Annotated in this window: 17 protein-coding genes; 11 read left to right on the plus strand and 6 right to left on the minus strand. The window is 63.1% G+C overall.

Annotated features, from left to right (window positions below; translation table 11 throughout):
• Positions 1–38: 38 nt before the first annotated feature.
• From hisC to RYH70_RS15855, 6 genes are all read right to left on the minus strand, one after another.
• Positions 39–1,097 carry a histidinol-phosphate transaminase gene (hisC, locus tag RYH70_RS15830; RefSeq protein ID WP_317009392.1) on the minus strand — a complete coding sequence of 353 codons (1,059 nt, stop codon included), beginning with the start codon at positions 1,095–1,097 and terminating at the stop codon, positions 39–41.
• 78 nt (positions 1,098–1,175) lie between these two features.
• A complete protein-coding gene (hisD, locus tag RYH70_RS15835) occupies positions 1,176–2,477 on the minus strand; it encodes a histidinol dehydrogenase (RefSeq protein ID WP_055100857.1) in 1,302 nt (433 codons plus the stop codon).
• Between the two features lies 1 nt (position 2,478).
• The gene (hisG, locus tag RYH70_RS15840; RefSeq protein ID WP_063142449.1) at positions 2,479–3,126 is read right to left on the minus strand and encodes an ATP phosphoribosyltransferase; all 648 of its coding nucleotides are present in this window, start codon (positions 3,124–3,126) and stop codon (positions 2,479–2,481) included.
• A gap of 10 nt (positions 3,127–3,136) precedes the next feature.
• Positions 3,137–4,399, minus strand: a complete 1,263-nt coding sequence (gene murA / locus RYH70_RS15845) for a UDP-N-acetylglucosamine 1-carboxyvinyltransferase (protein WP_022996254.1) — start codon at positions 4,397–4,399, stop codon at positions 3,137–3,139.
• 51 nt (positions 4,400–4,450) lie between these two features.
• Positions 4,451–4,705 (minus strand): BolA family protein, encoded by a 255-nt coding sequence (locus RYH70_RS15850; protein WP_014995896.1) that lies wholly within the window; start codon positions 4,703–4,705, stop codon positions 4,451–4,453.
• Between the two features lie 95 nt (positions 4,706–4,800).
• On the minus strand, positions 4,801–5,445 hold the full coding sequence (locus RYH70_RS15855) for an MlaC/ttg2D family ABC transporter substrate-binding protein (RefSeq protein WP_022996255.1): 645 nt from the start codon (positions 5,443–5,445) through the stop codon (positions 4,801–4,803).
• Between the two features lie 136 nt (positions 5,446–5,581).
• Between RYH70_RS15855 and RYH70_RS15860 the strand changes: the two genes are divergently transcribed.
• From RYH70_RS15860 to RYH70_RS15910, 11 genes are all read left to right on the plus strand, one after another.
• A complete protein-coding gene (locus RYH70_RS15860; protein ID WP_233918297.1) occupies positions 5,582–6,538 on the plus strand; it encodes a calcium/sodium antiporter in 957 nt (318 codons plus the stop codon).
• 71 nt (positions 6,539–6,609) lie between these two features.
• Positions 6,610–7,578: a KpsF/GutQ family sugar-phosphate isomerase gene (locus RYH70_RS15865; RefSeq protein WP_055100859.1), complete on the plus strand. Its 969-nt coding sequence runs from the start codon at positions 6,610–6,612 to the stop codon at positions 7,576–7,578.
• Positions 7,578–8,081, plus strand: coding sequence for a KdsC family phosphatase (locus tag RYH70_RS15870; RefSeq protein ID WP_022996258.1), 504 nt, complete (start codon positions 7,578–7,580; stop codon positions 8,079–8,081). The genes RYH70_RS15865 and RYH70_RS15870 overlap by 1 nt, the downstream gene beginning before the upstream one ends.
• Positions 8,078–8,635: an LPS export ABC transporter periplasmic protein LptC gene (gene lptC, locus RYH70_RS15875; RefSeq protein ID WP_022996259.1), complete on the plus strand. Its 558-nt coding sequence runs from the start codon at positions 8,078–8,080 to the stop codon at positions 8,633–8,635. The genes RYH70_RS15870 and lptC overlap by 4 nt, the downstream gene beginning before the upstream one ends.
• Complete coding sequence (gene lptA, locus RYH70_RS15880; protein ID WP_022996260.1) at positions 8,610–9,272, plus strand: lipopolysaccharide transport periplasmic protein LptA; 663 nt, start codon at positions 8,610–8,612, stop codon at positions 9,270–9,272. Before lptC ends, lptA begins: the two co-directional genes overlap by 26 nt.
• 2 nt (positions 9,273–9,274) lie before the next feature.
• Complete coding sequence (lptB, locus tag RYH70_RS15885; protein WP_022996261.1) at positions 9,275–10,000, plus strand: LPS export ABC transporter ATP-binding protein; 726 nt, start codon at positions 9,275–9,277, stop codon at positions 9,998–10,000.
• A gap of 147 nt (positions 10,001–10,147) precedes the next feature.
• Positions 10,148–11,614 (plus strand): RNA polymerase factor sigma-54, encoded by a 1,467-nt coding sequence (locus tag RYH70_RS15890; RefSeq protein WP_097058524.1) that lies wholly within the window; start codon positions 10,148–10,150, stop codon positions 11,612–11,614.
• Between the two features lie 68 nt (positions 11,615–11,682).
• The gene (gene hpf / locus RYH70_RS15895; protein ID WP_014995905.1) at positions 11,683–11,982 is read left to right on the plus strand and encodes a ribosome hibernation-promoting factor, HPF/YfiA family; all 300 of its coding nucleotides are present in this window, start codon (positions 11,683–11,685) and stop codon (positions 11,980–11,982) included.
• A gap of 8 nt (positions 11,983–11,990) precedes the next feature.
• Positions 11,991–12,464, plus strand: coding sequence for a PTS IIA-like nitrogen regulatory protein PtsN (ptsN, locus tag RYH70_RS15900; RefSeq protein WP_022996263.1), 474 nt, complete (start codon positions 11,991–11,993; stop codon positions 12,462–12,464).
• A gap of 72 nt (positions 12,465–12,536) precedes the next feature.
• Positions 12,537–13,391, plus strand: a complete 855-nt coding sequence (gene rapZ, locus RYH70_RS15905; protein ID WP_022996264.1) for an RNase adapter RapZ — start codon at positions 12,537–12,539, stop codon at positions 13,389–13,391.
• On the plus strand, positions 13,388–13,657 hold the full coding sequence (locus RYH70_RS15910) for an HPr family phosphocarrier protein (protein ID WP_063142446.1): 270 nt from the start codon (positions 13,388–13,390) through the stop codon (positions 13,655–13,657). The genes rapZ and RYH70_RS15910 overlap by 4 nt, the downstream gene beginning before the upstream one ends.
• Positions 13,658–13,757 lie beyond the last annotated feature (100 nt).

The raw sequence follows: 13,757 nt of genomic DNA on the forward strand, positions 1-13,757 counted from the left end.
AACGGGTGTACCACCAAACAGAAGCGATGTCTGGCAGGTTATAGCAACCGGTCCAGCGCGGCCACCAGTGTCTGGTTCTGCCCGGCGGTGCCGATGGTGATGCGCAGATAGTCGGCGATGCGCTCCGGCTTGCCGAAATGACGCACGATCACGCCCTGCTCGCGCAGGCCGCCAGCCAGATCGGCGCCGCGATGATCAGGATGGCGGGTGAAGACAAAATTGGCGGCGGACGGTAGTGTCTGAAAGCCACGCTCGGCCAGCTGCCCGGTCAACCAGCCGCGCTGTTCCACCACCCGATCCCGGCCCTGGCGGAACCAGTCGTCGTCCTCGAAGGCGGCCTTGCCGGCGGCCACCGCCAACCGGTCCAGAGGATAGGAGTTGAAGCTGTCCTTGATGCGGGTGAGCCCGTCAATCAGCGCTTCGTCACCCACCGCCAGACCGATACGCAAGCCGGCCAGGGAACGGGACTTGGACAGGGTTTGGGTCACCAGCAGGTTCGGGTAGCGGTCAACCAAGGCAATGGCGCTGTCGCCACCAAAGTCGATATAGGCTTCGTCCACCACCACCACCGACTCGGTGTTGTGACGCAGCAGCGCCTCGATGTCCGCCAGCGGCAGCAGACGGCCGGTGGGCGCATTGGGATTGGGGAAGATGATGCCGCCATTCGGGGCGTCATAATCGGCCAGCCGGATGGACAGCTCCTGGTCCAGCGGCACGGTCTGGTAGTCGATGTCGTATAACCCGCAGTAGACCTTATAAAAACTGTAGGTGATGTCCGGGAACAACAGCGGCCGGGACTGGCGAAACAATCCCATGAAAATGTGGGCGAGCACTTCGTCGGAGCCGTTACCGACAAACACCTGCTCCGGCTTGATCCGATAATAGTCGGCAATGGCCTCGCACAGCGCGGTGCTGCGCGGGTCCGGGTACAGACGCAAGCGCTCATCCGCTTCCGCCCGGATAGCGTCCAGCACTTTCGGCGATGGCCCTTGCGGGTGCTCATTGGTGTTCAGCTTGACCAGGTTGGCCATCTTCGGCTGTTCACCGGGCACATAGGGCGCGAGATCGCGAACGAACGGACTCCAGAATTTGCTCATAACCCATCGCGGTCGCCGGACCGCTCCTACGGTGCGTTGATCCTGTCATGGGAGCGGACCGGGCCACTCCCCACGACGTTAATCCTTCTTGATGCGGTATTCGGCGCTGCGCGCGTGAGCGGTCAGGCTCTCACCGCGCGCCAAAGCGGAAGCAATTCGCCCCAACTCGCTGGCCCCTTCCGGGGAGCAGCCGATCAAGGAACTGCGTTTCTGGAAATCGTACACGCCCAACGGCGAGGAAAACCGGGCCGTGGCGCTGGTCGGCAGCACGTGATTGGGGCCGGCGCAGTAGTCACCCAGTGCCTCCGGCGTATGACGGCCGAGGAAAATGGCACCGGCATGGCGCACCTTGCGCGCCCAGGCCTCGGCGTCATCCATGGACAATTCCAGGTGTTCCGGGCTGACGCGATTGACCACCTCCAGGGCCTGATCCAGGTCTCTCACTTGAATCAGGGCGCCGCGGTTGGCCATGGAGGTGCGGATGATGTCCTCCCGCTCCAGGGTCGGCGCCAGACGATCCATGGCGGCGTCCACCCGCTTGAGGAACTCCGCGTCCGGGCTGACCAGAATCGACTGCGCTTCCTCGTCGTGTTCGGCCTGGGAAAACAGATCCATGGCGATCCACTCGGGATCGGTTTTGCCGTCGCACACCACCAGAATCTCGGACGGGCCGGCGATCATGTCGATGCCCACCTTGCCGAACACCTGGCGCTTGGCTTCCGCCACATAAATGTTGCCGGGCCCGACGATCTTGTCCACCGCCGGCACAGTTTCCGTGCCGTGGGCCAGGGCCGCCACGGCCTGGGCGCCGCCCAGGGAAAAGAAGCGCTCGACGCCGGCCACCGCCGCCGCCGCCAGCACCACATCGTTCAGCTCACCATCCGGCGCCGGGCTGACCATGACGATTTCGCCCACTCCGGCCACATGGGCCGGCAGCGCATTCATCAGCACCGAACTGGGGTAGGCGGCCTTGCCGCCAGGCACGTAGATGCCGACCCGATCCAGCGGCGTGACCTGCTGCCCCAACAACGAGCCGTGCTCGTCCCGGTATTGCCAGGAATCCTGCTTCTGCTTTTCGTGGTAGGCGCGCACCCGCCGGGCAGCCGCCTCCAGGGCCTCACGCAGGGCCACGGGGATCCGCTCCAGCGCCGCCAGCAGCTGCTCCCGGTTCACGGTCAGTTCCGCCATGGACGTCACTTGCCGGCGGTCGAACCGGTTGGTGTAGTCGATCACCGCCTGGTCACCACGCTGGGCGACATCCTTGAGGATACCGCGCACGCGCTCGGTCACTTCCTCGTCGCGTTCCTCCGACCAGGCGGTAAGCGCCGTCAAACGCTCGGCGAAATCGCTGTCGCCCGCGTCCAGCCAGTTGGTTTTCATGTCATTGCTCCCGTCGCGCCGCCACCGCTTTCGCCACCTGATCCAGGATCGCCTGAATCTGGCTGTGACGGGTCTTCATGCTGGCCCGGTTGACCACTACCCGCGAAGAAATGGTGGCGATCATTTCGGTGGGTTCAAGGCCATTGGCACGCAGGGTGTTGCCAGTATCGACGATGTCCACGATGCGATCCGCCAGCCCCACCAGCGGCGCCAGTTCCATGGCGCCGTACAATTTGATCACCTCCGCCTGGCGGCCCTGCTGGGCGAAGTAGCTTTTCGCCACATTGACGAACTTGGTCGCCACCCGCAGGCGTCCGCTCACCGGCGGGGCGTCCTTGAGCGCCGCCACCATCAGCTTGCAGCGGGCAATCTCCAGGTCCAGCGGTTCGAACAGACCTTCCGCGCCGTGCTCCATCAACACGTCCTTGCCGGCCACGCCGATGTCGGCACCGCCATGCTGCACATAAGGCGGCACATCGGTGGCGCGAATAACGATGATCTTCACGTCTTCACGAGTGGTGTCGAAGATCAGCTTGCGGGAAGCGGACGGATCCTCGGTCATCTCAATGCCCGCCTCCTTCAGCAGAGGCAGCGTGTCTTTGAGGATGCGGCCCTTGGACAGGGCGATGATCAGCGGTTTCTGGCTCATGGCTTCACGGTCAGGAAGGGACGCGACGGATGGTCGCCCCCAGGGATTGCAGTTTTTCCTCGATGCACTCATAGCCCCGGTCGACATGGTAGATCCGGTCCACCAGGGTATCGCCCCTGGCCACCAGAGCGGCGATCACCAGGGAAGCAGAGGCTCGCAGGTCGGTGGCCATCACCGGAGCACCGGTCAGCGACTCGACGCCACGGCAGATGGCGGTGTTGCCTTGCACCTCGATATGGGCGCCCATGCGATTCAGTTCCTGCACGTGCATGAAGCGGTTCTCGAACACCGTCTCGACGATGGTGCCGGTACCTTCGGCCACCGTGTTCATGGCCATGAACTGGGCCTGCATATCGGTGGGCATCGCCGGATAAGGCGCGGTGCGCAGGCTGATCGCTTGCGGCCGGCGGCCTTCCATATCGAGGCTGATCCAGTCCTCCCCCGTCTCGATCACCGCACCGGCCTCGCGCAACTTCTGCAGTACCGAATCCAGCAGAGCCGGATCGGTGTTCTTGGCCTTGACGCGGCCGCCGGTGATGGCGGCGGCGATCAGATAGGTGCCGGTCTCGATGCGGTCGGAGATCACATCATGGTGACAGCCCCCCAGCGAGGTAACCCCTTCCACCACGATGGTGTCGGTGCCCGCGCCAGTGATCTTGCCGCCCATGCGGTTGATGAAGTTGGCCAGATCCACCACTTCCGGCTCGCGCGCGGCGTTTTCCAGCACCGTGGTGCCTTCGGCCAGGGCGGCGGCCATCAACAGGTTCTCGGTGCCGGTCACGGTCACCGTGTCCATGACGATACGGGCGCCCTTGAGACGCCCCTTCACCTGGGCGGAGATATACCCGTTCATCACCTCGATCTCGGCGCCCATGGCCTCGAGCCCCTTGAGGTGGATGTCCACCGGCCGTGAGCCGATGGCACAACCGCCGGGCAGGGACACCTCGGCGCGGCCGAAGTGCGCCACCAACGGCCCGAGTACCAGAATCGAGGCGCGCATGGTTTTCACCAGCTCATAGGGCGCGGTGAACTCGCGGATACCGGTGGGGTTCACCGCCACGTTCATGCGATCGTCCAGCACCACATGCACGCCCATCCGGCCGAGCAGTTCGATCAGGGTAGTGACGTCCTGCAAATGCGGCAGGTTGCCTACGGTGACGGTCTCGTCGGCCAGCAGAGTGGCGGCGAGAATCGGCAACGATGAGTTCTTGGAGCCGGAAATGCGGATCTCGCCATCCAGGCGCTGTCCACCGGTAATCTTGAGTTTGTCCATGCGGATCTCTTAGAGCCTGTTGATAAAGGCAGATGGCGGGCCGCCCGGGGCTCAGGCCAGCCCCATCTTCTGGGCTTTTTCCCACTCGGCCCGGGTATAGGTCTGGATGCTTACGGCATGAATGGTACCGTCGGCGATCGCCTGGTTAATGCAGCCGTAAACCAGTTGCTGCTTCTTCACCGGCATCAGGCCCTCGAAGGCATCAGACACCACGCGGATCAGAAAGCGGTCACCGCCACCATCCACCGCCACCTCGGCATCGTCGAAGCCGGCTTCCACCAGCGCCTTCACGTCTTCCGGATTCATGGGAACTCCTCATTCGAATGAACCGGCAATAATACGCGAGGGCGCGAGGCCTTGCCATGCCGGCCCCGCGTCAATGAGGGAGGGAAACGGAGGAATCAGTTGACGTTGGCCTTGTTCTCGACCTCGTCGGCCACATCGGCGGCGGACCAGTTGGCGATGACCGTGTCCATATCATTGTGCTGTTGCATGGACTGGGCGAACTGCTGCTTGTAGATCTGGCTCAGATCAAGCCCATTGACGTAAACATTGACCACACGCCACTGGCCACCGTCCAGGAACAGGGTAAAGAAGATCGGCACCACCTGGCCTGAGTTGGTGGAGAACTCCATGCGCACGCGCGCATAGTTGCCACGGCGGTCTTCCTCGCGCAAAGGCAGGACTTTCATCTTCTGGCCGTCGTACAAGGTCACACCGGAGGCATAGGTATTGACCAGGCTGTTCTCGAATACTTCCAGGAAGCGGTATTTTTGCTCCCGGGAGGCCTGGTCGAAATAATCCCCCATCACTACCCGGGTAATCCGCTTGAAGTCCACCAGATCGCCCAGTTCCTCACGCACCAGCTCACGGGCGTATTGGGGGTCGTTGTTCAACTTCTGGCGTTCCGCGTCAATACGCTTGGTCATGCGCTCGACGGTCTGCTCCACCAGCTTGCGCGGATCCTGTTCCGCTTGCGCCAGACCGGCGGCCAACAGCAGCAGCACGGCCGCCATCATGGAAAACAGCTGTTTCGGATAAGTCATGCACTCGCTCCCTGGTCGTTCGATGATCCGGCTATCCAGTTGATGGCCCCGGCAAACTCACCGCATCCTACACGCGCGGGTTCCGCGCGCGCCACGGCTCTTGCACGATTTGACGGCTTTTGACAACGGAGGTTCCATGTTTACTGCCCTTTTGACCAGCCTGATCGCCCTGGCAGTACTTTCCTGGAGCGCCGACCGTTTTGTCACCGGCGCCGCCGGGCTGGCGCTGGATTTTGGCCTGTCCCGGGCGCTGGTGGGTTTGACGCTGGTCGCCTTCGGTACTTCGGCGCCGGAAATTCTGGTTTCCGCCACCGCTGCCTTGAGCGGCAGTTCCGCCCTTGGCGTGGCCAATGCACTGGGTTCAAACATTGCCAATCTGGGACTGGTGCTGGCGTTGACCCTGCTGTGGCGCCCGGTGCCCTGTCCCGATCACAGTCGCCGGCTGGTACTGAGTACCTGCCTGCTGGTCACCGCCCTGGCCGGAGTGGTGCTGATCGACGGCCACCTGACCCGCGCCGACGGTGCGATCCTGCTCATTGGCTTGGCCGCGCTGGCATTGATCACCTGGCATCGCAAAACGTCAACGCCACAGCCGGCGCGGCCCCAACCGGGCCGGAGCCGGCGCCACGACCTGCTGTTGTTCTTCGGGGGGCTGGTGCTGCTTCTGATCAGCGCCCGGGCGCTGGTCTGGGGCGCCACGGAAGCAGCCCGGCAGTTGGGTGTCGGCGAGGCCCTGATCGGCCTGACCCTGGTAGCGCTCGGCACCAGCTTGCCGGAACTGGCCACCTGTCTGGCGGCCACCCGTCGCGGACACGGCGATCTGGCCCTGGGTAATGTGCTCGGCTCCAATATCCTCAATCTGCTGATGGTACTGCCCATGCCCGCCCTGCTCGGCCCCGGCAGGCTGGCCGATCCGGCACTGCTGGATCGCGACTACGCCGCCATGGTGCTGCTGACCCTGGTCATGGCGCTTGGCATGATGTTGGCGGTACGCCATCCGCTGGGGCGTGGCACTGGTTTGGCACTGCTAGGTGGATACGCGGTCTATTTGATGGTGCTCTGGCGAGGCCTTCAGGCAACATCCGGTGTATAATCGGCGGCTTCATCAGGCCCCGCCGACAAATCCCGGCAGCGGACCGGGCCGCGACCGTGAAGGGAGATTCTATGCCTTACAACTTCATCGCCACCGCGCGCCGTGTACTGGACGAGGAAGCCCAGGCGGTGGCCGCGCTCAGTGCGCGTGTGGATAAGGATTTCGAAAATGCCTGCGAGCGCCTGCTGGCCTGCACTGGTCGCATTATCGTCACCGGCATGGGTAAAAGCGGCCATATCGGCACCAAGCTGGCGGCCACGCTGGCCAGCACCGGCAGCCCGTCGTTCTTTGTTCACCCGGGGGAAGCTTCCCACGGCGATCTGGGCATGATCACCAGCGAGGATGTGGTGCTGGCGCTGTCCAACTCCGGCGAGACCCAGGAAGTGCTGACCATCATCCCGGTGATCAAACGCAAGGGTAGCGGGCTGATCAGCATGACCGGCCGCCCGGAATCTTCCCTGGCGCAGTTATCCGATGTGCATCTGAATGTGGCGGTGAAGGAAGAGGCCTGCCCGCATAATCTGGCCCCCACCTCTTCCACCACCGCGGCCCTGGCCATGGGCGACGCCCTGGCCATAGCGCTGCTGGAAGCACGTGGTTTCACTCCGGAGGATTTCGCCCTCAGCCACCCCGGCGGCAGCCTGGGGCGCCGGTTGCTGCTCAAAGTGGACGATGTCATGCACGGCGAGGAACAACTGCCGGTGGTCAGTGCCGATACGCCGCTGTCCGATGCTCTGCTGGAAATGACCCGCAAGGGCCTGGGCATGACCACGGTGGTGGACGACGACGGCAAGCTGATCGGCATCTTCACCGACGGCGATCTGCGCCGCACCCTGGAGAAGGGCGTCGATGTCCGTGTCGCCGGCATTCGCGATGTGATGTCACCGCGCCCGGTCACCATCCAGCCCGGCCGTCTGGCGGCGGAGGCATTGCAACTGATGGAGACGCGCAAGGTGAACGGTCTGATCATTTGTGACGACCGGCAGCGACCGATCGGCGCGCTCAACACCCAGGATCTGCTGCGCGCGGGGGTAATGTAATGACGCTGGGGGTAAAGCCGGAACAGGCTCTGCGCCTGCGTCTGATGGCCTTCGACGTGGACGGCGTGATGACCGATGGCCGCCTTTATTACGGCCCGGACGGCGAAATGCTGAAAACATTCAGCACCCTGGACGGCCATGGGCTGAAAAAACTGGCGGCCAGCGGCGTGACCCTGGCCATCATCACCGGCCGTAACTCCGCCATGGTGGCCCGCCGCGCCCGGGACCTGGGGATCGAGCACGTGATCCAGGGCCGTGAGGACAAAGGCGTGGCCCTGTCCGCGCTGGCACAGCAACTGGGCCTGAGCGCCGCGGAGATCGGTTACATGGGCGACGATGAACCGGACGTACCGGCACTGGAGTGGGCCGGACTGGGTTTCGCCCCGGCCAACGCCCACGCGGTGGCGCGCAGCGCCGCCGGCCATGTCACCGAGGCCCGCGGCGGCGAAGGGGCGGTACGGGAAGTGTGCGACAGCCTGCTGCGGCTGCGGGAGGGCCAGTGAGACGGCCCGGCCTGCTCAGCGCCAGCGGTGTTATCCTGCTGGGACTGATCGTGATGATGACCCTGCACGAATGGGGCAACCCCTTGGAAGGCGATAACGAAGCGTTCCTCAGCGCCCCGGCCATCACCGCCGAAAACATCGTCGCCCGTCAGTTCAACCGCGACAGCGGCGAAGTGGAATACCGGCTTCTGGCCAACAATCTGGAACAGTACGAACGCGAAGCGCTGACGCTGCTCGATCACCCGGACCTGAGCCTGAACAACGGCAACAACCAGTGGACCATCCAGGCCGACAATGGTGAAGTACGCGACAACGGCGATCTGATCGTCTTCGAAAACAACGTCGAGGCGGTCAGCAAGAACAACGGCGTCACCCTCGACACCCGGGAGCTGCACTACCTGAGCGGCGATCGCCAGGTTTCCGCCCCGGACACCGTCCATATGCGACACAGTGAAGGCAGCACCCGGGCGGGCAGCATGGACGCGGACCTGGACACCGGGCGCATGACTCTCAAGCAAGGAGTAGTAAGTGAATTCAAAGGACCCAAGCCATAACGGTCCGGTGCATGGCCCGCTGCGCCGCTGGCGCGCGGTAATAGCCGCCGCCATTCTGGTTCCAGCGCTGGCCGTGGCCCAGTCCGGCGCCGAGGGCCCGGTGGAGGTCAGCGCCAACCAGGCCGTGTTCGAACGGGACGCCGGCACTGGCGTATACCGGGGTGACGCCGAACTGATTCAGGGTAACCGTCAACTCAACGCCGATGTCTTGCGGCTGTTCACCGAGAACGAGCAACTGGTGCGGGTGGAAGCCACCGGCAGCCCGGTACGCATGCGTGAAGGCAAGGATCTGAACGCCCACGCCGACAAACTGGTCTACGATCTCAAGCGCCGCCGTCTGATCCTCACCGGCAACGCCTACGTGCAACATCAGGGCAACACCTTCGAAGGGGCCCGGGTGGAATATGATCTCAACTCCCGGCGCATGGACGCCAGCAGCGAGGGCGACAAACGGGTGCGGCTGGTGATTCCGGCCGCCAACGCCTCCCAGGCCCGGAACGGCGACAGCGGCGGCGAGGAGTCGCAAAACGGCGAAGGCAACCCAGGCGAGGACGGCAGCTCGACCCAGTCGCCCGCTAACAGCACGCCGGCCACCGCGCCGGACAACAGCACCCCCAATGATGCGGAGACCCCCTGACCATGGCGAAACTGAATGCCCGCCAACTGGCCAAAAGCTATAAGGGGCGCCGCGTCATCGAGGACGTCTCCCTGGAAGTGGAAGCGGGCCAGATCGTCGGCCTGCTGGGCCCCAACGGCGCCGGCAAGACCACCTGCTTTTACATGATCGTCGGGTTGGTGGAAGCGGACGCGGGGCGCATCGAGATCAACGGCGAGGACATCACCCACCTGCCCATGCACGGGCGCGCCAAGCGCGGTATCGGCTATCTGCCTCAGGAGGCGAGCATCTTCCGCCGCCTGACCGTGGAACAGAACATCATGGCGATCCTCGAAACCCGCAAGGAACTGAGCAAAGCCGAGCGTGAGCAGGAGTTGAACAACCTGCTCGAGGAATTTCACATCACCCATATCCGCGACAGCATGGGCATGAGCCTGTCCGGCGGCGAACGGCGGCGGGCGGAGATCGCCCGCGGCCTGGCCACGGACCCCGCGTTCATTTTGCTCGATGAACCGTTCGCCGGGGTGGACCCGATCTCGGTGAATGACATCAAAGGCATCATTCGCCATCTCAAGGATCGCGGCATCGGCGTGCTGATCACCGACCACAACGTGCGTGAAACGCTGGACATTTGCGATACCGCCTATATCTGCAGCGCCGGCCACATTATCGCCGAGGGCGATTCCCAGACCATCCTTGGCAATCAGCAGGTCCGCGACGTTTATCTGGGCGCCGACTTCCGGCTGTAGCCCCTTGGAAATCGCGGTCAACGGAGCCCTTACTCTTTTTCAATTGTAATTTCAACATTGGCATACATATTGCTTAAATAAATTGCGAAGCGTTGAAAGACGCTGCTATTCTGCCGCCTTGGCGATTCACCAGACCACCAAGGCAGTATGAAACCGAGTCTACAACTCCAGATCGGCCAGCAGCTCACCATGACGCCGCAGTTGCAGCAGGCGATTCGCTTGCTGCAACTGTCGACGCTGGACCTGCGCCAGGAAATCCAGCAGGCGGTGGAAACCAACCCCCTGTTGGAACTCGAAGAAGGGAGCGAAGCCTACACCGAGGACGACACCCCCGCCGATGACGATTGGGAAGCGGAGGAAATGGACCTCGAACGCGACGAGGCCCTGGACGACCTGGTGGAAGGGCCGGTGGAGAGCGACAGTGAATGGGATGACCTCTATGTGGGCCAGTCCGGTTCCGGCTCGGGCAACGGCGAGGACGATGACGCCGATGCCTGGCAACAGCGCCACGTCGCTCCGGTCACCCTCCAGGATCATCTGCTCTGGCAACTCAACCTCAGCCCAATGAGTGATCGGGACCGTGTCATCGCCGGCATCCTCATCGACGCCCTCGACCACCGTGGCTACCTGTCCCTACCCCTGGATGATGTGATCGACACCGCCGAGCGGCAAATATCCGATGCCGATGATCCGGTGGAGGAAGACGAAGTGGTGGCGGTCCTGCATCGGCTGCAGCAGTTCGACCCGATCGGCGTGGCCAGCCGCGACCTGGCCGAATGCCTGGGCGTGCAATTGCGCCAACAACCCGCAGACACTCCACACCTGGCCACCGCGACCGCCCTGCTGGAACATCTCGCGCTACTGGAAAAGCACGACTATGCCGGACTACGCCGCGCCATGGGGGTGACGGAAAGCGATCTCCTCGACGCTCTGGCGTTGTTGCGCACCTTGGATCCAGCCCCGGGCGAACAAATCGGCGGCGAGGTGGCGGAGTACGCGGTTCCCGACGTGGTGGTACGCCCCTTCCGCGGCGGCTGGCGGGTGGAACTGAACGAGGAAGTCCTGCCCAAGGTCAACCTGAACGCCCAGTACGCCCGGCTGGCCCGCCGCACCGAGGGCGAGGACGGCCAGTACCTGCGCAACTGCATGCAGGAAGCGCGCTGGTTCCTGAAAAGCCTGCAAAGCCGTAATGACACCCTGCTGAAGGTGGCCCGGCGCATCGTCGAGGTGCAGCAGGACTTCTTCCACTATGGCGAGGAAGCCATGAAACCGCTGGTGCTGGCGGATATCGCCGAGGCGGTGGAGATGCACGAATCCACCATCAGCCGGGTCACCAATCAAAAGTTCATGCTCACGCCCCGCGGGGTGTTCGAACTGAAATATTTCTTTTCCAGTCACGTGGACACGGAAGGCGGCGGTGAATGTTCTTCCACCGCCATTCGTGCCATCATTAAGAAGCTGGTCGCCGCCGAGAACCCTCGCAAGCCGCTCAGCGACAATAAGCTGGCCAGTTTGCTCAATGAGCAAGGGATCAAGGTGGCGCGCCGGACCGTCGCCAAGTATCGAGAGGCGATGCGAATCCCGTCTTCCAGCGCTCGCAAACGCCTGGTTTGACGACGCGGGAAACGGCTTATAACCCGGGCCAGCGGCCGGGGTTAAATAACGAGGCAAAGGAGCCAGCTATGCAAATCAACATCAGTGGCCATCACCTGGATATCACCGAAGCCCTTCGTGATTATGTGGACGACAAGTTTTCCAAGCTGGAACGGCATTTCGACCAGATCACCAGCATTCAGGTAATCCTGTCCCCGGAGCCGAACACCCACAAAGCGGAATCCACCATCCACATTTCCGGCGGCGAAGTCTTCGCCACCGCCGAGGCCGGTGACATGTACGCGGCTATTGATGCCCTGACCAGTAAGCTGGATCGTCAGATTCTCAAACACAAGGAGAAGACCGTGAGCCGCAAGCACGGTCACTAAGCGGATCTATGCGAGTACGAGAACTTCTCACCGAGGACCGCACCCATAACGGTATCGAGGTGGGTAGCAAAAAACGCCTTCTGGATCAGGTTGCCGAGCTGGCCGCGGCCAGTTGCGGCGACCTCGGCGCCCAGGAAGTGTTCGATGCACTGGTGGCCCGGGAGCGCCTGGGCTCCACCGGTATCGGTGAAGGCATCGCCATCCCCCACTGCCGACTCGGACGCTGCGAGCAAGCGGTGGGCCTGCTGCTGAAACTGGCCGAACCGGTGGACTTCGATGCCGTGGATGGCCGTCCGGTGGATCTGGTGTTCGTTCTGCTGGTGCCCGAACAGAACCCCGAACAGCACCTCAAGACCCTGAGTCACCTGGCCAACCTGTTCAACGACGAGGATTACCGGCGTGAGCTGCGCCAGGCCACGGACGATCATCAACTCTATATTACCGCCGTGGAGTCAGAGGCCGAATTGCGTCTGGCTTCATAAGCTGCGACAGGGCCCATGCGGCCGGTTCTCCCCGGCCCGGGCGTCTTTTGGGGGAAGAAAGCGTCAATCGCCATGAAACTGACCATTCTCAGCGGCCGGTCCGGCTCCGGTAAGACCACGGCTCTGCAAGCACTGGAAGACCACGGTTATTACTGCGTGGACAACCTGCCTCTGGGCCTGCTGCCACAACTGGCCGGACAGTTGGATGACGAGGACCGCGTGCTCGAGCGGGTGGCGGTGGGCATCGATGCCCGTAACCTGCCAAGGCAATTGCTGGCCTTTCCCTCCACCCTGGCGGAACTGCGCAAGTTGCAGGTGGAAACGGAAATCATCTTTCTCGACGCCGATCACGGCACCCTGCTCAAACGCTTCAGCGCCACCCGGCGCCCCCACCCACTCAGCGGCGATGATCGCACCCTGGCCGATGCCATTGCCTATGAAGCCGAGCTGCTCTCCGACATCCGCATGCGCGCGGATCTGGTGATCGACACCAGCACTCTGGATGTCCACTCCCTGCGCAATCAGATCCGCCAGCGGGTCGCCGGCCGCAACGTCAAACTGTCGCTGCTGATCCAATCGTTCGGGTTCAAGAACGGCCTGCCCAACGACGCCGATCTTGTCTACGACGTGCGCATGCTGCCCAATCCCCACTGGCACGGTGATCTGCGGGCCCTGACCGGTCGCGACGACAAGGTGGCGGCCTTCCTGCAATCTCATCAGGAAACCGAAGATTTGATCGACGATATTTTTCAGTTTCTGGTGCGCTGGCTACCCAGCTACGCCGCCAACGACCGCAGTTACGTTACCGTTGCCATCGGCTGCACCGGTGGCCGCCATCGCTCCGTGTATCTGGCCGAGCAGTTGGCCCAGCGCCTGCGCAATAAAGCCATCCCCTTGCATGTGCGGCATCGGGAGCTGGAGGGATGATCGAGAGGGAACTCACCATCATCAACAAACTGGGATTGCATGCCCGCGCCGCCGCCAAAGTGGTGAGCGTGGCATCGCGTTACAGCTGCACCATACAAGTGCTTCACAACGAGCGTCAGGTCGACGCCAAGAGCATCATGGGCCTGCTTACGCTCGGCGCCGCCAAGGGCACCAGCCTCAGAGTACGAGTGGACGGAGACGACGAGCAGCCAGCCATGGAGGAACTCACCGACCTGTTCGCCCGCCGCTTCGACGAAGAGGAATAATGGGCTGACACACGGCCCTGTTCTGGCAGGGCTCGCTACAAGGCCGCTGTGGGAGCTTGTCCGGGCGGCGGGCCGCTGCAAGCGAATGCAACCATGCCGC

The sequence above is a fragment of the Alloalcanivorax xenomutans genome (assembly GCF_032810065.1).
GTDB lineage: Bacteria > Pseudomonadota > Gammaproteobacteria > Pseudomonadales > Alcanivoracaceae > Alloalcanivorax > Alloalcanivorax xenomutans.